Source organism: Lactonifactor longoviformis, from assembly GCF_042848515.1.
In the GTDB taxonomy this organism is placed as follows: domain Bacteria; phylum Bacillota; class Clostridia; order Lachnospirales; family Lachnospiraceae; genus Lactonifactor; species Lactonifactor longoviformis.
Genome location: NZ_AP031453.1, coordinates 269,346 through 290,361, shown reverse-complemented (window position 1 = coordinate 290,361; position 21,016 = coordinate 269,346). Strand labels below are relative to the sequence as shown.

The 21,016-nt window shown below is 43.7% G+C and carries 18 protein-coding genes; 4 read left to right on the top strand and 14 right to left on the bottom strand.

All coding sequences use genetic code 11. From position 1 onward, the window contains the following. Positions 1 to 16: 16 nt before the first annotated feature. Positions 17 to 736 carry a haloacid dehalogenase type II gene (locus ACGHCT_RS01240; RefSeq protein WP_226902454.1) on the bottom strand — a complete coding sequence of 240 codons (720 nt, stop codon included), beginning with the start codon at positions 734 to 736 and terminating at the stop codon, positions 17 to 19. A 505-nt stretch (positions 737 to 1,241) separates the two neighbouring features. On the opposite strand from ACGHCT_RS01240, the gene ACGHCT_RS01235 reads away from it, so the two are divergent. Then, positions 1,242 to 2,258: a LacI family DNA-binding transcriptional regulator gene (locus tag ACGHCT_RS01235; RefSeq protein WP_226902455.1), complete on the top strand. Its 1,017-nt coding sequence runs from the start codon at positions 1,242 to 1,244 to the stop codon at positions 2,256 to 2,258. Positions 2,259 to 2,503: 245 nt separating this feature from the next. Here the strand turns inward: ACGHCT_RS01235 and ACGHCT_RS01230 are convergent, their stop codons facing one another. From ACGHCT_RS01230 to ACGHCT_RS01190, 9 genes are all read right to left on the bottom strand, one after another. After that, positions 2,504 to 3,550: a zinc-binding dehydrogenase gene (locus ACGHCT_RS01230; RefSeq protein ID WP_226902456.1), complete on the bottom strand. Its 1,047-nt coding sequence runs from the start codon at positions 3,548 to 3,550 to the stop codon at positions 2,504 to 2,506. A gap of 34 nt (positions 3,551 to 3,584) precedes the next feature. After that, entirely contained in the window at positions 3,585 to 4,538 is a 954-nt protein-coding gene (locus tag ACGHCT_RS01225; RefSeq protein ID WP_154257552.1) for a phosphoglycerate dehydrogenase, read from the bottom strand. A 10-nt stretch (positions 4,539 to 4,548) separates the two neighbouring features. Continuing rightward, positions 4,549 to 5,181 (bottom strand): bifunctional 4-hydroxy-2-oxoglutarate aldolase/2-dehydro-3-deoxy-phosphogluconate aldolase, encoded by a 633-nt coding sequence (eda, locus tag ACGHCT_RS01220; RefSeq protein ID WP_226902458.1) that lies wholly within the window; start codon positions 5,179 to 5,181, stop codon positions 4,549 to 4,551. A 17-nt stretch (positions 5,182 to 5,198) separates the two neighbouring features. Next, entirely contained in the window at positions 5,199 to 6,152 is a 954-nt protein-coding gene (locus tag ACGHCT_RS01215) for a phosphotriesterase (RefSeq protein ID WP_390437749.1), read from the bottom strand. Positions 6,153 to 6,156: 4 nt separating this feature from the next. Then, positions 6,157 to 6,735: a glucose-6-phosphate isomerase family protein gene (locus ACGHCT_RS01210; protein WP_154257549.1), complete on the bottom strand. Its 579-nt coding sequence runs from the start codon at positions 6,733 to 6,735 to the stop codon at positions 6,157 to 6,159. Between the two features lie 10 nt (positions 6,736 to 6,745). Next, a complete protein-coding gene (locus ACGHCT_RS01205) occupies positions 6,746 to 7,684 on the bottom strand; it encodes a shikimate dehydrogenase (RefSeq protein WP_154257548.1) in 939 nt (312 codons plus the stop codon). A gap of 134 nt (positions 7,685 to 7,818) precedes the next feature. Then, positions 7,819 to 10,122, bottom strand: coding sequence for a pyruvate formate lyase family protein (locus tag ACGHCT_RS01200; protein ID WP_390437746.1), 2,304 nt, complete (start codon positions 10,120 to 10,122; stop codon positions 7,819 to 7,821). Positions 10,123 to 10,157: 35 nt separating this feature from the next. Further along, on the bottom strand, positions 10,158 to 11,033 hold the full coding sequence (locus ACGHCT_RS01195) for a glycyl-radical enzyme activating protein (RefSeq protein ID WP_390437744.1): 876 nt from the start codon (positions 11,031 to 11,033) through the stop codon (positions 10,158 to 10,160). 4 nt (positions 11,034 to 11,037) lie between these two features. After that, on the bottom strand, positions 11,038 to 12,156 hold the full coding sequence (locus ACGHCT_RS01190; RefSeq protein ID WP_256280972.1) for a glycerol dehydrogenase: 1,119 nt from the start codon (positions 12,154 to 12,156) through the stop codon (positions 11,038 to 11,040). A 437-nt stretch (positions 12,157 to 12,593) separates the two neighbouring features. On the opposite strand from ACGHCT_RS01190, the gene ACGHCT_RS01185 reads away from it, so the two are divergent. Both ACGHCT_RS01185 and ACGHCT_RS01180 read left to right on the top strand, forming a co-directional pair. Next, positions 12,594 to 13,346, top strand: a complete 753-nt coding sequence (locus tag ACGHCT_RS01185; RefSeq protein WP_390437742.1) for a GntR family transcriptional regulator — start codon at positions 12,594 to 12,596, stop codon at positions 13,344 to 13,346. A 120-nt stretch (positions 13,347 to 13,466) separates the two neighbouring features. Continuing rightward, on the top strand, positions 13,467 to 14,984 hold the full coding sequence (locus ACGHCT_RS01180; protein WP_390437740.1) for an FGGY-family carbohydrate kinase: 1,518 nt from the start codon (positions 13,467 to 13,469) through the stop codon (positions 14,982 to 14,984). A 115-nt stretch (positions 14,985 to 15,099) separates the two neighbouring features. On the opposite strand, the gene ACGHCT_RS01175 is transcribed toward ACGHCT_RS01180, so the two are convergent. From ACGHCT_RS01175 to ACGHCT_RS01160, 4 genes are all read right to left on the bottom strand, one after another. Then, on the bottom strand, positions 15,100 to 15,909 hold the full coding sequence (locus ACGHCT_RS01175; RefSeq protein WP_390437738.1) for a LarC family nickel insertion protein: 810 nt from the start codon (positions 15,907 to 15,909) through the stop codon (positions 15,100 to 15,102). After that, on the bottom strand, positions 15,890 to 16,663 hold the full coding sequence (gene larB / locus ACGHCT_RS01170) for a nickel pincer cofactor biosynthesis protein LarB (RefSeq protein ID WP_390437737.1): 774 nt from the start codon (positions 16,661 to 16,663) through the stop codon (positions 15,890 to 15,892). The genes ACGHCT_RS01175 and larB overlap by 20 nt, the downstream gene beginning before the upstream one ends. 68 nt (positions 16,664 to 16,731) lie before the next feature. Further along, positions 16,732 to 18,156, bottom strand: coding sequence for an MFS transporter (locus ACGHCT_RS01165; protein ID WP_390437735.1), 1,425 nt, complete (start codon positions 18,154 to 18,156; stop codon positions 16,732 to 16,734). Between the two features lie 90 nt (positions 18,157 to 18,246). Further along, positions 18,247 to 19,407 (bottom strand): sialidase family protein, encoded by a 1,161-nt coding sequence (locus tag ACGHCT_RS01160; RefSeq protein ID WP_390437733.1) that lies wholly within the window; start codon positions 19,405 to 19,407, stop codon positions 18,247 to 18,249. Between the two features lie 229 nt (positions 19,408 to 19,636). On the opposite strand from ACGHCT_RS01160, the gene allB reads away from it, so the two are divergent. Beyond that, complete coding sequence (gene allB / locus ACGHCT_RS01155) at positions 19,637 to 21,004, top strand: allantoinase AllB (RefSeq protein WP_390437731.1); 1,368 nt, start codon at positions 19,637 to 19,639, stop codon at positions 21,002 to 21,004. Positions 21,005 to 21,016 lie beyond the last annotated feature (12 nt).

Sequence of the window (21,016 nt, the reverse complement as noted above, 5' to 3'; positions counted from 1 at the left end):
TCCTTCATCAATCACTTTAAGCATTCAGCAGTTCTGCCAGCGCAGTAAAGTCTTCCGCTGTATAATCAATCTTTTCTTTTCCGGCCGGTTCCTTATAGTCTGTCCCTTCGCCGTACTCCTTTGGTCTTGGCACATATATGGTTGTACACCCCGCCAGCTTAGCTCCGTCCAGATCAAAGGGATGTGCCGCCACCATAACAACCTCTTCCGGTTTTGCCCCCAGCAATTTAATTTCATCCACATACACTTCCGGGTCTGGTTTAAACTTTTGAAATAAGTCGGCAGTTGTTATAAAGTCCCAGGGCAGGTCTGCCTCTTTCTTTATGTCAATCATTAAATTAAAATCCCCGTTGGAAAAGGGCCCAATGGCATACTTTGTTTTAAGTCTGTGCAATCCTTCCAATACATCGGGCCAGGGAGACAGTCTGTGCCAGATTCGGCATAATTGTTTATAATCTGTTTCTGACAGTACCTGTAACCCTAGTTTTTCTTTTCTTTCCTCCAGATATTCCGTAAAAATAGTATCTGCCGGAACCCACTCACGCTTTCCATGGGCTATGTCAAAGGTTGCCTTAAAATATCCATCATTTCTCCATCCAATGGCGAGCGTTCCCCAGTCAATATTCAGACTGTATTTTTTATTAAGCTCTTTCCCGTGAGATACAATGGAATGGTGCCAATCCAAAACCGTTCCAAAAGTATCAAAAATAATATAGCGAATATTCGTTGTGTCCATTTTTTCTTATCTCCTCTTTTCAAACTGCATAAAATTTTATGTGATTTCTTTTACTCTGCTATTTCGTGCACTATTTATTTTTCTAAATCATTTATAAATAATTTATAATTCGGAGTATACATTTTATAAACACTTTTGTCAATATATTTCCCAATAATAACTATTTTTTATGTATATTATCCTATTATTCCCTTTTATTTTTGGTTATTATCACATATGCATTTCTTGTAATGCTTAACCATCACTCCTTCGTTTACCAATATTTATAAATATTTTATACGATTTCGAAATCATTTAAAGAAAACCTTTAAGCAACTACTTTTTTAATCGCCTTATTATTCTTTGAGTAAACCTGCACTTACCCACAGATATCGCAATTTCAGGCTGACATTGACTTTTTTATAAATTATTTATATAATAGTAGCTAGATCATTAAAATAATCCTCGGGCAGCAGAATCTACCATCAGACAGCTTGCTGCCTATAGTTTTAAGGAGGTTCACATATTGACAGCTAAAGAGCTTGCGAAAGAACTCGGCATATCCGCCGCGACCTTATCCCTGGTGCTGAACGGAAAACCGGGAATCAGCGATAAAACCCGCGCCAATGTATTAGACAAACTCAAAGAAATGGGTTATACAAATCTCATAAAGCACGACCCCAATGCACTGCCTAACAAAACCCTTGGCTTTGTAATATTTAAAAACAGCGGCAAAATCTTAGGGGAACACGCCTTCTATCCGGAAGTCCTGGACAGCGTAGAGACAGCCGCAAGGAAGTGCGGCTATAACCTGAACATTATTACCATTGAACGAAAAGAAGCTGAAAAGCAGATACAGTACATATTGGATGCCAATTGTATTGGATACATTATATTTGCTACTGAAATGGAGGGGGATGAGATTCAGAATTTCCAGGATCTGGGACTTCCTTTTGTCCTTCTGGATAATTATTATAACGATAAAGATATCAATTCCGTTACCGTAAACAATGAGCAATGTACGTATCTGGCCGTCCAATACCTTATCAGTCAGGGCCATAGAAACATAGGCTACCTTAGAAGCGGACTGTCATTCAGAAGTTTCCAGGAACGGGAGATGTGGTCCGACATTGCCTTACAGCATTTTGGTATTAATGATATGAGAAATTACACCTATACCGTAGGTTATCCCATTGATTCGGCCTGCCAGGGAATCTTGAAGGCTGCCGAACAATTAAAAGCTCCGGATGCACCAACGGCTTTTTTGGCTGACAATGACTTAGTTGCCATTGGAGCAATGCGCGGGATGCAGCAATTGGGTTACGCCATACCTGAGGACTTTTCCTTCATCGGTATCGCCGATCGCCCCATCAGTTCCCTCATCGAGCCAAAGCTCACTACCATACGGGTACCTAAGGAGCGCTTTGGAGCAGAGGCCGTATCCCAATTGGTACAGCAGCTGGATCAGCCTTGCACTTCTTACGTTAAAGTAGCGGTGAATGGGGAATTGGTCATACGTGACAGTGTGAAGAGTCTTATCTAAACGCAAAAAAAGATGGCATGTTGTCAGCCATCTTTTTTGCGTTCTGATTCCCGAAGTCTTCCCAATGCGCCGCCAGGATGGCAGCGCACATATCTCATTCCCTCAACCATCCCAAGTACCAGGAGAGTGTCAAATTTACTATGTGATAGGTTAACTATTGCTATGGACATTATACTGTATCTGTTTAACTCATTCAATACAAACATGAAACCTCAGCCCTTTGGGCGCCTGGCTTTTCTGCAATTCTAAAATACAATAATCCCTTTTTTGGAAATCTGGCGGTCTAAAAGCTTCTCATAAGCTTCCACAGCATTGTCAAAGCTAAAATAATCTGATATAAAGTCCTTAATGATCAGTTTACCGTCATTAATCCACTCCATCACCTGTTCCGTAGCTTCGCCTTCCTCTCGTTTTCTCGGCATCTGCTGGTAGATAACCTGCCAGTTATAATCAGCCTTAGAGAAATCTATGGTAATTTGCTCTTTCTCAGGAACTCCATAGCAGAGCACTTTTCCCCGGTCTGCAATCAGCGGCATTGCCTGGTTTACAATAAACGGGGAGCCAACCGCATCAAGTACATAATCAACACCTTTGGGGTATATAGTACGGATTTCTTTTACAATATCGCACTCTTTACTGTTAAAAGTTCTGGTAGCTCCCCTTTCCTTTGCCGCCTCCAGCTTATCGTCAAATATGTCAACTGCAATAACATCAGACACTCCTAAAAGACTTAAGAACTTTATAAAGCTAAGACCCACAGGACCGCATCCGAATACGACTATATTATTTTCCGGCTGAACCCCAAAATATCTTATGTTGCTTAATACTTCACGGAACGTAATCAGCATAACCGCATCTACCGGATCTACAGAAGGATCCAGTACTGTCTGCGCATATGCACAGTCAGGTGCTTCCTCCCCATCTTCATATACAGCATCTTTGTCCCACACTACACCATACTCGCTCATAGCTCCCCACCCGGAGCCCAATCCCGGGTAAAGCTCAGGATCCGGATCGACAAATGGCAGCAGCACCTTATCTCCGATTTTATAGCCTCTGACATCCTCTCCTGTTTCGATAACCTCTCCTACCCCCTCATGCCCCAGCATCAGCGGATAAATCGATTCCGGGAAGCCTTTAAAGGTCCTATGGAGCATCTTTACATCCGTTCCGCACATCCCGTTGGCAATCATTTTCACCAGCGCCTGTTTCCTGTTAATTCTGGGCCTGGGAATCTCTCTCAGCTCTGTGGACCCGTCTTTTTCAATAATAAATGATCTCATCATTTCCATAATTCCATCTCCTTTAAAGTATGTATTTATCCATTTACCTGCTAACTATATTGGGATTTTCTTTTCCCGTCAGAACGTCAATCAGATTCTGAATCGCAGCTTTTGCCATATTCTCAATGGCTTCTCTGGTATGTGCCCCCGTGTGAGGGGTTGCTATAACCGTAGGAAATTCAAAAAGTTTGGAGTCTCCAGGGGGTTCCACCTCAAACGCATCCAGACCAAGTCCTTTTAGCTTGCCGCTTTTAAGTGCCTCGTAAGCGTCATCCTCATTAATAAGTCCGCCCCGTGAAGCATTTATGATGATAGCCTCGTCTTTCATTTTATCAAATACCTCTTTATTCAGCAAATGTCTCGTCACCGCTGTCAGAGGCATGTGCAGGCTAATAACATCCGCCTGCTCTATCACTTCCTCAAACGTACTCACCTTTATCTGATTGCATGCACAGTACTCTTCATTGATAAATGGATCATATGCCATAAGTTTCATACAAAATCCCTGGCCGCAGCGCGCTACCACTTTCCCAATTGCACCAAGTCCTATAATTCCTAAAGTTTTTCCCTTCAGCTCTATTCCATTGCCGCGCACCCATTCACCGCCCTTCAGTTTGTGGTTCAGGTGGGGAATATTCCGGGCGATTGACAACAATAAGGCAAATGTCAGTTCTCCTACCGCCTCGGCATTGACTCCGGGTGTGTTAGTAACAATTACCTGTTTGTTCTTTGCCGTCTCTATATCAACCCGATCGTACCCGGCGCCATACCTTGAAATAGCCTTTAATTGAGGGGATGCCTCCAGTACTCTCGCAGTAATGCTGTCCAGACCGGCAATGTATCCGTCACATCCCTCCAAAGCCTTTATTAATTCCTCTTCCTCTAAAGGACGGCCCAGAGGATTAAATACTAATTCATCGGCAAACTCTCTGAGAGGTTTCAGTATTTTTTCATTTTTACCGGGCTGCAAAGAAGTTGGGGTAACTAATATCTTCATTCTTCTCCTCCTATTCACCCACTAAACTGACTGCTTCTTCTGTTAATCTGCGGATTTCATCATATCTTCCCTCGGCAATCAGTTCCGGCCGTACCATCCAGCTCCCGCCGCAGGCAGCAATTTTGGGAAATGCCAGATATTCCTTCACATTTGCAGCGCTGATCCCTCCGGTAGGCATAAAGCGTATGTCTGAGAAAGGTGCCGACAACGCTTTTATCGTACTAAGGCCGCCATATTGCTGCGCCGGAAAAAACTTTGCAACCGATAAGCCATATTCCATTATCCTCATTACCTCTGTAGGTGTACATGCGCCAGGAAATATCATAATATTCTGATTCAGGGCATATTCAATCACCTTGTGGGAAATGCCCGGGGAAACAAGAAATTGGGCGCCTGCATCAACCGCCATTTTTGCCTGCTCTACATTTACAATGGTACCAGCGCCAACTATCATTTGCGGAAATTCTTTTACCGCAGCGCTTATGGCTTCCCTGGCTGCCGGTGTACGAAACGTTATCTCTGCCACAGGAAGTCCTCCTGTGCTCAGGGCTTCGCACAGTCTCCCCGTATCCCCGGCACGTTCTACTTTTACAACCGGTACTATCTTATACTTTTCTATCTGCTGCAATAAATTATTGTTCATATCCATCTCTCCCATAATCATTCATGAAAAATATTTTTGACATTTTGAACCGTCACATTAAGGAGCTGTTCTTCAGAAGCACCCATTTTTTTAAGTTTGGGTAGGAAATTACAGAGTAAATAAGTAAGCCCCACCCCATTGGGGGTATATGATTTCAGCCGCTCTCTGGTGGTATCCAAAGACAGCAGAAGCTGCCCGCTGTAGCCCCGATCCAAGATTTCTTTAATTAATGCAAGTTCTGATGCATCATCATGGTAGTGAAAACGCCCAATCGTATCAAACTCCAAGGTGATTCCTTCTTTTAGTACAGAAAGATAATACTCTGTCTCTTTAATCTCCCGATCCATATGGCAGAAAATAATTCTATGCCGCCAAACTCCCATCTCCAGCAGAAATTCCAAAAGTTTTTTGGGATCGCTCCCAGGTTCAATGTGTACCATAAGGGGTACCTCGCTGTCTATGGCAGCCTGAGCCGCCGCCCCGAACAAGTTCATATAACGCGGAGAAAGACCTTCCCTGTCTAAGGCTGTTTTTACAATACCCGCACGTATTTTGGTTTGTTTTTCCGGATATCCGCAGTCTATCCCCTTGTACATGCCCACCTCCAGCTCTTCTCTGAAAAAATGGTACAGCTCATCCTGCGGCATCTTGTGAATCCAGTGAGTATCGGAATAGAACATCAGCTTGTGGAAGCCTGTGGATGAAATGATATGTATTCCTGTTCTATCAGATATCTCCAGCAGCCCCTCCTCCATACGGTTGCATCCGCCCGGCTGGGCATCAATCACAGTATCTCCGCCGGCTTCTTTATATTTCAGCGCCTCTGCAGTACTTTTACCAATATCATCCATCCATAGAGCGGGATTGATCTGAAACGATGTTCCTCTACTGATAAGAAGATGCTCATGGCACTGACAGTATCCCAGCTGAGACGCAGTGACAGGGCCAGAGACAGTCATTACTTTTCCCATATTTTTAACTCCATTTTGGATTATCAATTACCACAGGCCCGCATTCCTTCTCTACCAATATTTTCCGGTATCCCTTTGTCTCAATGGTCCCATAGTCATGACCGGCATTTGCAGCAAAGGTAAAGAACATGACCAGGGGTGTATCTCCCGTGTTGACAGATCTATGGGCATATCTGCGGGGCACGTAGAGTGCTTCTCCCTTTTTCAGAGGCATTTCCATCGTTTCCCCTTCCGGGTTCTCCATAATCATACAGCCTTCACCGTCCAGTGTATAATAGACCTCTGCAGTGTCCAATATGGTATGAAAATGGCCCTTTGTCATAAAATATTCGTTCCCTACTTTGCCCGGATACAGGATGGTAGTGCCAAAAGCCAAATCCCCCTCTCTCATTGGGCACCCCAGCTCATGAAACTCATAGACTAAGGGATCTTCCTGTTCCAGTATTTTTTCTGCGGCATTTGTATCATAAAACATTTCCTTCATCTGGGATAAATACCTTTTCGTTGTCTCAGCCTTCTCTGAAAATCCGTTTTGTAAATTAAAGTCAACAGAAAAACTGCTGTCCCACTGAAATCTGTTCATAGCGCTCCTCCTACCTCTCTAATGCAATCTCACTTAGTCTGGGAATCTTACGTGCAATGCCGTCTATATGGAATACCTCGGCAATCACCTGCGTCCATCCATGGATAAAATAAATCCATCCATCCTCTACATGCAGATGTTTAGCCTCCGCCTGAGCCTCTGCCTGTCTCTGGAACATACGCTCTCCCCGGTAGTTCAGCTCCCAAACATAACTATTCTCCGGATACTCGCACCCATCTGTCAGAGGAGAACCGGGTCCGTCCTTTCCCAGACCGGTTGCATTTACAATCAGGGAATGCTCTTTTAAAGTTTTTAGCAGACGGTCATTATCAACAGGCTCCTCCCCCCGGACAAATTCAAATTTGGTGTCCGGATTCAGATCTCTTAATATCTTTTCTGCCGTATCCAGTCTGGGTTGGCTGCGGTTGGCAATGATAATATGTTTCGGCACATTTTCTCCGAACTTTTTCTGGGTCAGATAAACACTCATGGCAAGCGCACTTCCCCCTGCTCCCATAATCAGAACATCCCCGTTATATGTTCTCCAGTAATTATCTGGTATGAAGTTCTCAAGTGCCAGCCCGCTGGATATAGGATCCTTCGCATGTCCGCAAAGCTTTCCGTCCTTTTTAGAGATAGATGAAATCTCTCCCAACTGAACAGCAAATGGATCCAGATATTCAAACATATCTTTGCAGGCCTCATACAAATCAATCTTATGAGTAGTAACCAAAGCTCCAAGGGACATGGGATCTTCCTTTATAAAAGAAACTGCCTCCCGATAGAGCGCCGGATCTGCATGAGGCTTAAAGTCTATTCCCTTAATCACCGCGTCCTTTAAGCCTAATTCCTCTGCCCATTTTGGGAATACCTTCATAATTGAGGAGCTATTCGTGGTAACTCCTATAAAATACATGGTTGGCTGTGTCGCTTTCTGGTAAATATTCATATCGCTATTTTCTCCATTTCTTATATCACTATATAGTAATGATACTACATTACAAGATATCAAACGTTTATATTTTTTACGCCAGTGTTGGGGGTCCGGCCACTGGGCCTGTCGTTTAACAGGCCCAAGCCATTTTATACCATTTGTTCTGTACGCGCTATCAGTTCATCCTGCGCTTTTCTTCCCATCTCTACAAAAAACGCGCTGTATCCGGTGACTCTGACACAGAGGGTCTTGTACTTCTCCGGATCGCACTGGGCACTTCGAAGTGTCTCTGCATCCACAACATTAATCTGAAGCTGCATCCCCCCGTTTTCCATGTAAGTCTGGAAAAGTGCGCACAGGGCATTTAGTCCCTCATCGCCCTGTACCGCACTGGGATGCAGGCGCAGATTTAAAGGCCCTCCTGTGATCCTGTCAAAAGGTATTTTAGAAACAGAATTGAGCATTGCTGTAATTCCGTTAATGTCACTTCCTTCACTGGGCGATTGGTTCTCACTGATTGGTTCCCCTGCACGCCTTCCGTCAGGGGTAGCACCTACATAACGCCCCATAGTTGTAAAGTCCCTGTCTGTTGAATAGGTAGGCCACATTTGATATAAATAGCCTTCGCCGTTATATCTCTCTATCCCACGGACATACAGGTCTGTTACAATCTTTGCATACTTATCCACTGCATCTATATCGTTTCCAAACTTATCCAGCTTTTTCCTGAGACGCAGCGCTAACATATCATTTCCGGAAAAGTCATCCCGCAGAATGTCCGACAGCTCTCTTAACGTAAATTCTTTATCAGTAAAAACAAGCTTTTCTATCGCGTAAAGGGCATTGATAACAGTCGCAATTCCACAACCCTGGGCAACTATTTTATGGTACTTTGTTCCCCCTATGGTCCAGGTCTGTGCATTGTCTACTGTTCCCCTCAGGAAACAGTCCTCTATTCTCATGCGGCTTTTCGTCTCTTTTTGCTCTGCTTCAAAATCCATCTCAAAGCCTTTTCGGAATTCTCCTAACAAGTACATAAGCTGTTCTTCATAGACTTCCAGCAGTTCATCCATACTCCGGATCTCTTCCGGAGCCTTACTTTTTATACCGTAATACGCACCGGTCATAAGCCCGGTCATACGATCTTCAGGGCCAAATTGGCAGTCTCTGGGACTGCTGTTACCTCTTGGTTCCATGGGATAGTCCCCCTGGTTCAATGCCAGTTCCAAAGGCTTCACCAGGTTAAACCACAATTGGCGCAGACCCCCTTCGTCCCCGGGGATGTTCGGATCATTGCAGCCATAAAACCCATAATCGTATACTTCCGGCTCTTCAACGCCATAATGCTTTAGGGCAGGCAGCATAGTCTCATCATTATAGATAACAATAGTTGCATTATTTCTCATGGCATTGCAGACAAGCTGCCAGAACTTTGTGGGAATCCCATGGTAATAGCGTACTACCACAAAGGGGTTTCGAAGCTTGAGCTCTTCCGCCGACTCAACCATTAACCACGACAAAGGATTCACACCCCCTGTTCCGTCCGCTTTCTTACCTGCAAGAATCAGATAATTGGGATCGTCAAATGCAACCTCCAGGGTGTAGTCCGTAGAATCTGTCTCTATGGACATATGATCCGTCTGCACCATAATCTCATTATTCTTAAAAAAGAATTCATCTATCAGTTCCCTTGCTTTTTCATAGGTAAGTCTGCCTTCCCTAAGATCCCTCTCATAGAGCGGATAGAGATATTGATCCATCCTGCTCAGGTTCAATACGCCGCAGCCGCATACCTTCTGTGCAATTAATATAATCATCCAGAGAAGCTGCAGCGCCTGCGCAAATGTCCTGGCCTCTCCATAGGCGATCTGGCGGAGATCTTCTGCCATGCCGCTTCTGCCCTTTTTCTCTGCTGTTTGGGCATATCTTTCTATATAAGCACTTACCGCCTGATAGCACAGAACAGTCCCCTCCAGGAACCCTTTCTGATCCTCCGTAAGCGCCTCATCCTTCATGCGCTCTCTGGCTTTGTATTCCATACTCCCCAGTCCGTTGGAAAGGAGCCCTTCCCAGTCCAGCGCCAGGTGGCCAAAAGAGGGAAACCAGTATGGTCTGCAGCGCAGCCAGTTCTCTGAATAGTAGAAAAAGATTTTTTTGTGCCGTTCTTCTACCGGAATGTCCCACCAGCGTTTGTATACTTCCCGTATGGTTTTCTCCTCTTCCTCTGTGGGAATCCGCATGGCAACAGCGCCAGCGAGAAGTTCGCTGTCTTCCAGCGGCTGAGATATGCTTTCCAAAATGTGGGCCAGCGTATGGCCGTATGCCAGACCCTCCTTCTCATGCTGGTAAAGCTGCTCCGCCTCCATAACCAAGTCGATTCGTTCCATAAAGGTTTCCCGGTAATCTCTGTCAAACCATTTTTCTATTCGTTTCTTTAGTTCACGTCTTACCATTCTGGCTATCCCTTCCTTTCTCTATCCGACTGCTTTTAACAGACCCCTTTATCCCCGAAAATCTCCCTAAGCTGCTCCATCGTATGTGCCTCGGGGGGAGAAAACTCACAGACAGGCAATTCTAAACTCTGGGACTTCCTCACTCCAAGGGTATGATACGGCAGCAAACGCACTTCTTCCACATTGGGGGCATCACCCAGAAGATGCGTCAGTTGTCTCGCATTCTCTATTGTATCGTTAATGCCTTTTATCAGAGGAATCCTGATATGTATCCTGATACCCTGCTCTATAAACCGCTTTGCATTCTCCAATATTAATTTGTTCGATACACCCGTATACTTTCTGTGCAGGGTATCATCCATAATCTTAATGTCTAATAAAATGAAATCCAGGTACGGGAAAAGCTTCTCATACTTCCAGTAGGGAACATTACCTGCCGTATCTAAAGCAACTGATATTCTATTCTCTTTCACCAATGGCAGAAATTCTGACAAAAACTCCCATTGAAGCATCGGTTCTCCCCCTGATAACGTAATTCCGCCCCCGGAGTTCATATAATACTTTTTATCTTTAAGAACTGTTTCTAATAGTGTCTCCGGCTCCAGGTCCCATCCGGCTATGGCAATGGCCCCGTACATACATGCCTCTGCACATTTCCCGCACAGTGTACAGCCCTGCCTATGAATTCTGTGGCCGTCCTGAATCCTGGCGCCCTGGGGACAGACCGCCTCACAGGCTCTGCACCCTACACACTTATCTGCAAAGTACTCCAGCTGTATGCCGGTCTCATAAGACTCCGGATTATGACACCATTGGCACCTTAAGTTGCAGCCTTTAAAAAATACGGTTGTCCGGATACCCGGTCCGTCATGTACACTAAATCTCTGTATGTTAAATATTCTGCCTTTCATATGCTTATGCCTGGGCTTTGAACCGGCGCCCCTGGATATCTGCCAGGATCATGGCATCATGGATCATTTGGGCCGTAACCGGGAAGGGTTCCACGTCCCAGTAAGATTTCAGAGACTCTTCTGCAACGCTCATGATCTCCTCATCTGTAACATTCTCAAGTCCAAGATCTGCAAATGTGGAGGGCAGACCAACCTCTCGGAAAAACGCATATATTTCCTCTATTTCTTCATTCGGCCTTCCCTCTATCATCAGCTGCACTAAAATACCAAATGCCACAACTTCTCCATGCAGCAGCTTCTGGCAAGCAGGAAGAACCGTTATTCCCTCTGCAATAGAATGTGCACCCGCACAGCTGGAATTCTGTACGCCCAATCCGCTGAGCAGTGTATTGGCCTCAATCACGTCCTCCACATCAATGGTACAAAGTCCTCTTTCCGCTGCTCTTCTCGCTCTTGCACCCTTTTCCAGAATCGTTTTGTGGCATGCCTCTGCAATGGCGCCCACTGCAATTGTACTGCAGAATCCTTTCCCTACATAATTAGGAGAATGTGACTGCAGGTTCGCCCTTGTCTCTATAAAAGTAGCAAGCGCATCTCCCATCCCGGCAATCAGAAAACGAACAGGCGCTTTCGATATAATATCCGTGTCCAGCAGTACCAGATCCGGATTCTTAACATAATGTCTGGGACCCACATGTTCTCCCGTCTCTGTATATATCACTGAAAGCCCTATGGTAGGCGCATCCGTAGAGGCCGTTGTAGGTATAATAACCGTAACAGCTTTAAAAATGTCTGAGACAGCCTTGGCTGTATCCATTGTTTTGCCTCCGCCCATACCAGCGACTACCTCAGGACCAAATGCCCTCAGACCTTCCGCTATCTCATCAATCTTTTCGGCAGTTATCTCCCCTGAAAACTCTTCTACGATCACGGTACTGTCGCCGCCTGCATACATAGCTTCAAACTTTTCTTTATATTCTTTAAAGAAAAAGGTGTCTACCAATATAAATACTTTTTTTCCGTACGCGTCTGTATATTCCCTTAAATTTTCTAATTCACAGCGTCCCTGAATATATCTGCTGGGTGACCCGAAAGCTCTCGTCTGATGCTGAATCATTGTCATCTTACTATACCTCCTAAAATAATGAAATGTCTGTTCGCTTTTTTATGAAACCGGACTGTACTGGTGAATCTGTCTAATGCGCATTGGAGACTCTTATGTATCATACATCCTTTAATGGTAAAATAACACGTACGCACAAAAAAGTCAACAAAAATATGTATCTTTGTTACTACATAGCTATGTACCTATTTTTTGTCATATTTTATTTTTTACAAGAACATCTATGTATAATCTTCTGAATACTTTGGTATTATTACATATTTAACTTTTAATATATCTTTTATTTTATTTTTTCAAATCAATAACACAATTATTAGTTTATGTCACTATGTTATAACAATAAACATTTAGCGCTAAGTGCTTGCACGTTAATCATTGTTATGATATAATGTAACGACAAAGATAGTTATTTCGCAGTAATTTCATAGGAGGTTCATATGGCACTTAACGCAGACCGAATAGATAAATCAGTTCCCATTCCTTTGTATTTTCAGCTAAAAAAGATTATTTTGGATGAAATAAAAAACGGAACTTATCCAAGCGGCAGCCCCATCCCCACAGAGAATGAATTAAGTGATATCTTTAAGATTAGCCGTACGACGGTTAGACAGGCTATCACTGAATTAGTTCAGGAGGGACGGCTGTACCGAATTAAAAGCAAAGGTACTTTTGTCTCTAAGCCCAAAATTAATAATGAGGATTTTATAACAAAAATAGAATCCTTTAATAGCCAGATGGCTCGGAGAGGATTAACAGCAAGCACCGAAGTCCTGGATTTAAAGGTTATTCCTGCGGATGTCACCGTGGCCAAATTTTTGAACTTAAGTGAGAATGATCAGGTACTCTTTTTATACCGCAGGCGATTTGCAAACGACGAACCATTGGTCACCATTAAAACATATCTCCCCTACAGCAGATGCCAGGATCTTATAAACCTTGACTTTACAACTATTTCTCTTTACGCTGAGCTTGGCAAATCCGACGACACAAAAATTGTAAAAATACAGAGGCAGATTGAGGCGGTAGAGGCAGACTCTGAGGACGCCAGGCACCTTAATATGAAAAAGAGGAAGCCCATCCACTTTTTTACTTCCATAGGATATAACCTATATGGACAGCCCATTGAATATTCATTGGCAAGATACCGGGGCGATCGAAATGTATTTGAGATAACAGTGGCACCCGAATAGTTGAATCCCTTGACATACAAAAAAATGCTGTATGTCAGGGACAATTACATAAACATTTATTTTTATCATTTTTTATGTACCTACAAACAAACATTATAACATTAAAATTGGGAGGTTTATATGAGCAAGTATATTTTAGCACATGATCTTGGCACTTCCGGGAATAAAGCCACACTGTTTTCTGAGGACGGGAGGCTGATTGGCCACGAGGTTTATTCCTACAATACTCATTATTTCAACGGCACCTGGGTAGAACAGGACGCTGATGACTGGTGGCGGGCAGTCTGCTGCACAAGCCGTCAGCTTATTGAATCCACCGGCGTTCTGCCATCTGACATTGCCGCAGTTAGCTTCAGCGGCCAGATGATGGGGTGCCTATGCGTAGATTCCTCCGGAACTCCCCTGCGTCCCTCAATGATATGGGCAGATCAGCGGGCTCAGAAACAAGCCGACCAGATTGAAGAACACATCTCACAATGGGATTACTACCATATTGTAGGCCATCGGAATACGGCATCCTATGGAATCCAAAAGCTTATGTGGATCAGGGACAACGAACCTGAGATTTATGAACAGACTTATAAAACGTTAAATGCAAAAGATTATATTGTGTTTCGTCTGACCGGAAAGTTTTATACGGAATATTCTGACGGCAACAGCAACGGGTGCTTTGATTTATTAAACCTGCAGTGGTCCGAAGAATTATTGTCTTATGCAGGTATTGACATAGACAAGCTTCCGGAGCTGAAGCCATCCACTTTTATAGCCGGTACCGTCACAAAAGATGCGGCGGCGGCCACCGGACTTGCCGAGAATACCCCGGTTGTCCTGGGAGGCGGAGACGGGGTTGCAGCCAATGTAGGAGCAGGATCGATTGCACCCGGAAAGACATACAGCTGTATGGGCACTTCGGCCTGGATAACCACCACCACAGAAAAGCCTATTTTTGATGAACAGATGAGAACTGTTACCTGGGCCCATATTATACCCGGACTGTATGCCCCAAACGGTACTATGCAGTATGCAGGGGGAGCATACAGCTGGGTAAAAGAATGTATCTGTAAGATGGAATCTTATGATGCTAAGCTCCACGGAGGATCACCTTATGACTATATGAACCAGGCAATTCAGGACAGCCCTATAGGTGCTAATGGATTGATTTTTCTCCCGTATCTCCTTGGAGAGCGGGCACCCCGATGGGATCCCCATGCCAAAGGAGCCTGGATCGGGCTAAAGCCCGAAAATACAAGGGGGGATTTGCTTAGAAGTGTTTTAGAAGGCATCACAATGAATTTGTCTATTATACTGGATGTCCTTAAGACTCAGGTAGACATTAAAGAAATATTAGTCTTAGGGGGCGGTGCAAAGGGTAAAGTGTGGAGAGACATCATGGCTAATGTATATAATGCCAGAATCCTGGTTCCCACTTTATTAGAAGAAGCCGGTTCCATGGGCGCTGCTGTTACAGGCGGTGTCGGTGTAGGTTTATTTAAGGATTTTTCAGCAATTGATCGTTTCATACATATAGAAGCCACTCATGATCCGGTTCCTCAGGCTGCAGCTTCTTATACTCCGGTGAAGGAATTATTCGATGAGTGTTATTATGCGCTCAGAGATACGTTCAAAAAAATGAGATAGAGAAGCATTATGCCCTTCTTGGCGCTTAAGGGCTTTGGGAATTAGATGCCATTTCCCAAAGCCCCTCATGACCTGAGCATTACTAAGACGTCCAAAAGATGTTCTGAAGTTATGTTCAATTCATTTGTCCCAGATTTGCTCTGACACAGTTTACTTGAGCAAAATCCTTTGTCCCCATTCCATACCCGATTCTATTCACTGTCATTACAGGCTGTGGCCCATAGCTATGCCCAAAATATTTTAAAATCGCAGCCCCCGTAGGTGTACAAAGCTCGCCTTTCACAGTACCTCCGTAAGTCGGAATGTCTCTTAGCAAATACGCCGCAGCCGGTGCGGGTACCGGGAGTATTCCGTGTGAGCACTGAACCTGGCCGCTCCCCACGTGAATAGGAGAAACCACAATCTTCTCAGGTGCAAGTTCATATATCAGCAAACAAACAGCTGTTATGTCTACTATAGCGTCCAGCATACCCACCTCGTGGAAATGGGCCTCTGCTACTGATTGATCATGAACCATACTTTCTGCCTCTGCTAATAACCCATATACCGCTTTGACATCTTCACAAACCCTTTCCGGGATATCTATTCCAGAAATAACAGCATGTATATCCGATAAACTATAGTGCAAATGGTACTGACCGTCCTCTTTCTTCCTATCCGGTATGGAGGTTGGAGTCTTATAATCCTGTTCAATTGTATTACTTATATCCAAAGACCTTTCTTCTGAATTATTTATTTGGACAAAAAAACGTCTTCCTTTCACACCACACTTTATCTTTTTATCTGATATTATATTCACACCATGAATACCCAGATGATTCATTCTATATACGAAATCTTCAGGTTCTGGATGTAGTTCTAACAAAGCTGCAGCCAGCATGTCCCCGGAAGCTCCCATGCAGCACTCAAGATAAAGTATTTTCATATGTGCCTCCTATATGATTAATCATGCTGGCAAGGTATCCAGCTCCGAATCCATTGTCTATGTTAACCACACTCACACCGCTTGCACAGGAATTAAGCATTGACAACAGTGCAGACAGTCCTCCAAGAGATGCACCATATCCGATACTGGTTGGAACTGCTATAACCGGACAGTCAGCCATCCCCCCAACTACACTGGCAAGAGCCCCCTCCATACCAGCTATGGCAATAACCACCCTTGCGGACATAATTTGACTCGCATAGGACACAAGTCTGTGAAGTCCCGCAACACCGACGTCGTAAATACGCACCACCTTATTACCAAAAGCCTCTGCCGTCTGAGCTGCCTCCTCTGCAACAGGCATATCGCTTGTACCTCCGGTCAGTATAACTACCTTGCCGTCGCCGTCAGGCTCGGGTATACGGCCTAAAAGACCAATGTGGCTCATAGCATTATACTGTAGTTCCATTTTTGTTTTAACATATTCTGCCGCCTCTAAACTCATGCGGGTAATCAGCACCGTTTTTTGTCCATGCTGTATCATTGTTCCCGCAATCTCGGCTATCTGTTTCGGTGTTTTTCCGGCGCCATAAATCACTTCTGCAATTCCCTGGCGCAGTGCACGGTGATAATCAAGTTTTGCAAACCCAAGATCTTTAAAGGGCTCTTCTTTCATCTGAAGCAGTGCATCCTCCACGGCAAGACTTCCATTTGCCACATGGCTTAGCAGGCTTCTTAATCTCTTTTGTTCCATAGCAGCTTCTCCATTCCCAACCCATTCACACTGTCATTCCAGTCTGTATACAAACAATAATCCATTGCTTATAATAAATCAGAGAATTTTGACTCATCTACAGGCAGTCCCTGGCGCTTCCTTTCAATCCCATCCATAATAGCATCCAGCTTTTCTCTTGTTAACGGATTTCTAAAAAGTACAATCGCCCCTATAATCATAAAAATCCCTGCAATTACATAAAAGCAAATCTGAATACCTACAAGTGCATTCGAGCTCTGGCTAGCCAGTTCAGAATTGAAGCCGAAACACTGCAGAATAAATCCGATCAACCACATCCCTACAGCTCCGCCTACTTTAAAGGCAAAACCTATAAATGCCACATACGAGCAGCCTTTATCCTCTCCTGTCTTATATTCATCTATCTTAGCTGCATCCAGCCCCAGATTCCATCCATGTAAATGAAATGCCGAGCAGCAGAACCCAAGTGCAATCATAACCAGAAGCACAACCGTACGCTTAGATCCGGCCAGAATGCCCACAACTGCAATAATTCCGTAAATCATTGAAGGGATGGCAAGCTGCTTAGCCTTGCTCCCTATCTTTTGTCCATATTTGCTGGAGATCATCCCCAATACAAGTGAGCCCACTACCCCTGCGACGGTGTAGCACATCATAAAGGCAGACACCGTACCAGCATTAAGCCTTAAATTATAATTCAGGATATACGCCATAGTAGGAATGGCAACACCATTAAATCCAAGATAAAGGAATATTACACCAAACATAGAATTGCGCATCGCCTTATTCTTAAAAGCATCCACATACTGTTTTAAGAACTTTGACTTTGTTTTCTCTGTCCGCACAGGCATAATTTCCTTACCGCGTGTTGACATCCAAGTAATAAAATATGCCAGGAACATTGCTATACCCATAATAACAGCCATCATAGTCCACGCTTTATCTGTAGCAAGCCCTTTGGACTCGAATGCGGCAATCATAATAGGAGGTATACTAACAGAAAAGATACTTCCAGCCTTTAAGAAAAAGGTCCACGATGTCTTTGCCTTTGTCTTTTCATCATAACTTCCGTCTAGATTATCTACCAATGCCAGCGTAGGTACATCAGTCCATGTAAACGCAAACCAGAACAACACGTTCATAAGCATAAAATAAACTACCTTGGCTCCGCCTGAAAGATTCACATTAGTGAACAGTAAGATTAAAATAATCGACACTGGTACGGCACCGGTAATCATAAAGAAACGCCGCCTTCCTCCTTTGCTTCTATTATTGTCACACCAGGAACCAATCAGTGGATCATTGATTGCATCCCATAGAACTGCAACCAGAGAAATAGATCCCGCCGCCGCAGGAGCCACACCCGCAACGGATGTTAAAAAAAATAAAAACCACGAATAGAAAAGATCTCCACCTATGGTATTTCCTATTCCAGAAACCCCATACCCCATAATTGTACTTTTTGAAAGCCGCTTTACATTTTCTTTACTCATTTTCTCTACCTCTTATAATTGTAATTAATTTTTCTTCAGGAAATTCTCATACTTGTCCTTTGAGACGCATGAAAGACATGCATGAGAAGACTAATGAATATCCGGCTGGCCCAAGGCCTTGTTAACAAGTATTTTTAGCTTTTCACCCCCTGAGATTAGTTTACCTGCCAGAATATCCTCTTCTGTTATTCTGGCCATTAATATCTCTCTGGAGTGCACACGGTCATGGTCATAAGTTACATAAATATATCCATCCTCTGCTTCACATGCGTCCGGATATGAAATATCATTACGTTCATCCAGAAGAAGATAGTAAGGCCAGGTCTTTCCATCATCTTCACTCAGCAAGGCAGTTATATGACTCCTTCCCTTCCATACTTTTACATCTCCCTGTTTCATAATATTATCCAGATCTATTCTCTCGTCAAAGTTATAATGGTTAACCAGCAATAGCCTTCCGGATTTCAGACGTCTAATATGGAATCTTGAGCATGGTCCATCAATATGGCACTTCCTCCCTGGGGACCAGGTTTTTCCTCCATCTTCAGAAAAGCTTTCTCCTATTCCCTCAAATGTACGAACCAGCATCCACAACGTTCCATCTCGTTTTTCAATAAGCATATGCTCATCAAAACTTCGCATAGGAACATCCGCATGCCCCCATAAAGCAAAAGTATTTCCTTGATTTTCGGAAATATAAACATTAGAAAACTGTTCATTCTCCAGGCCGTGCCGCTGCGTGGGCGTGCTTCCGCAATCATCGCACCAAATCGCACATGGAAAAAGCCATTTCCCATCACTGGTAACAATGGGTTTGTTCATCATTATACCATTTGCTATACGTCTGGGGGGGCTCCACTCAAGATAATCAGCATCAGGTTTTTCACAAGTACACACCCATACTCCACTGCGCCCGTCATTAAATCCATATGCCTGATTATATATCATCCATAGTCTTCCCAGGGGGTCAAACCACAGATTAGGATCATATATTCGGCAATTGGGATCCGGATGTTCAACTACCGTTTCGCAAGAGCGAAACGTACTTCCCTGATCATCACTTACACATAATACCAGGAAGTTCCCCCCCACTTCTGCATCCTGGCCAGAATAAAAATTTATAAAAATTCTGCCCTTCCTGCTCACTTCAATGGATGGTATTCCCTGCCATCTTCTATAAGAGTCCCTAAAGCGCTCCTGTTTTGGTTGATTATAAACTATGGCGGGCATTAATGCTACATCTGTTGACATTCTTTTTACCTCCTCGTCACTTATCATTAATGAGTAGGTAAATTATATAATTTGTTTATTTATTTGTCAATATACACATATTACAATTATGCTTTTCCTTTTATATATATATATACCACACTTTTTTTATTGACAATACCGCATGTACATGTTATATACTTTATATGACTCATCATTGATGATTTGTACTATATTGAATTAATAAATGGATACGGAGGTTATTTAGTAAATGAGTAAAAAATTATTTACGGGCGGGAAAATAGTCTTGCCAGACAGAGTAATACCGGGATCACTTGTTATTGAGCATGGCAGGATCTGCGGTATTCTATCTCCCGGCACGTCATTGTCATCCGATTATGACATTGTAGATGTTGCCGGAAAATATCTTCTCCCAGGCTTAATTGATACACATGTACATATGTGGGATCCGTCACCAGTCAACTACCGAGAAGACTGGATGCATGGTTCCGCCTGCGCTGCTTCCGGCGGAATCACAACAATAATTGATATGCCTTTGAGCGTTCCGCCTGTCATGGACAGGACCGGATTCCTTTTAAAAAAGAAAGTTGCAGAACAGCATTCCTGTGTTGATTTTGCCTTCTGGGGAGCATTGACCCCAAAAAACCTTGACTCACTTAATGAACTAGATCAACTGGGATGTACCGCATACAAGGGCTTTATGAGTTTTGCAAATCCAGATTACCCACAGATTACAGATGGTTATCTGGTTCGCGGTATGCAGATTGCCTCTGAGTTTGATGGACTGATCGGTGTACACGCGGAAAACGCAGAAGTCGCAGATTTTGGAAGCCGTAAATTGGCAGAGAATGGCTGCATTGACTATACGATGCACGATCAGGCCAGACCATGGTGGTCTGAATTAGAAGCAATCCAGCGCGCTGTCCTTTTTGCAAAGGCAGTACATGCCAGGCTTTATATATGCCATACTACTATAGCCGAGGGCGCTGCCTATATAAAACAGGCCAAAAGCGAAGGAATGCCCGTATTCATAGAAACCTGTCCCCACTATCTCCTCTTTGATAAAACTGTTCTGGCTGAAAAAGGAGCTTTTGCTAAATGCAATCCCCCCTTCCGTTCCCGGCAAAATGTAAATAAACTGTGGGACTATATCTTTGATGGCACAATTGATACTATTGGCTCCGACCATGGACCCTATCGGGATGAGGAAAAAACATGTAAGAGCAATTTCTTCTTAGAGTATTCAGGTTTCGGAGGTTTCGACGCCATGCTTCCAGCACTCTGGACAGAAGGTATCCACAAACGAGGTCTGCCTATACCAAGGCTTGCCTCACTTCTCTCAGAAAACGCTGCCAAAATCATGGGGTTATACCCCCAAAAAGGAAGTTTACTTCCTGGAGCAGATGCAGATATTGTTATTTTAGATGCAGACGAAGAATGGAGATATGACGGTACAGAAAGTCTGTCTAAAACAAAAACTAAAAATAATCTTTACCATGGGATGCAGATGAAAGGGCGCGTAAAACAAACATGGGTCCGCGGCCAGCTCGTTTATAACAATGGTATAATAAATCAAAATGTTAAAGGAATATTTATTCCGAAACATAAACAAAACTAAAAGGAGGTTTTC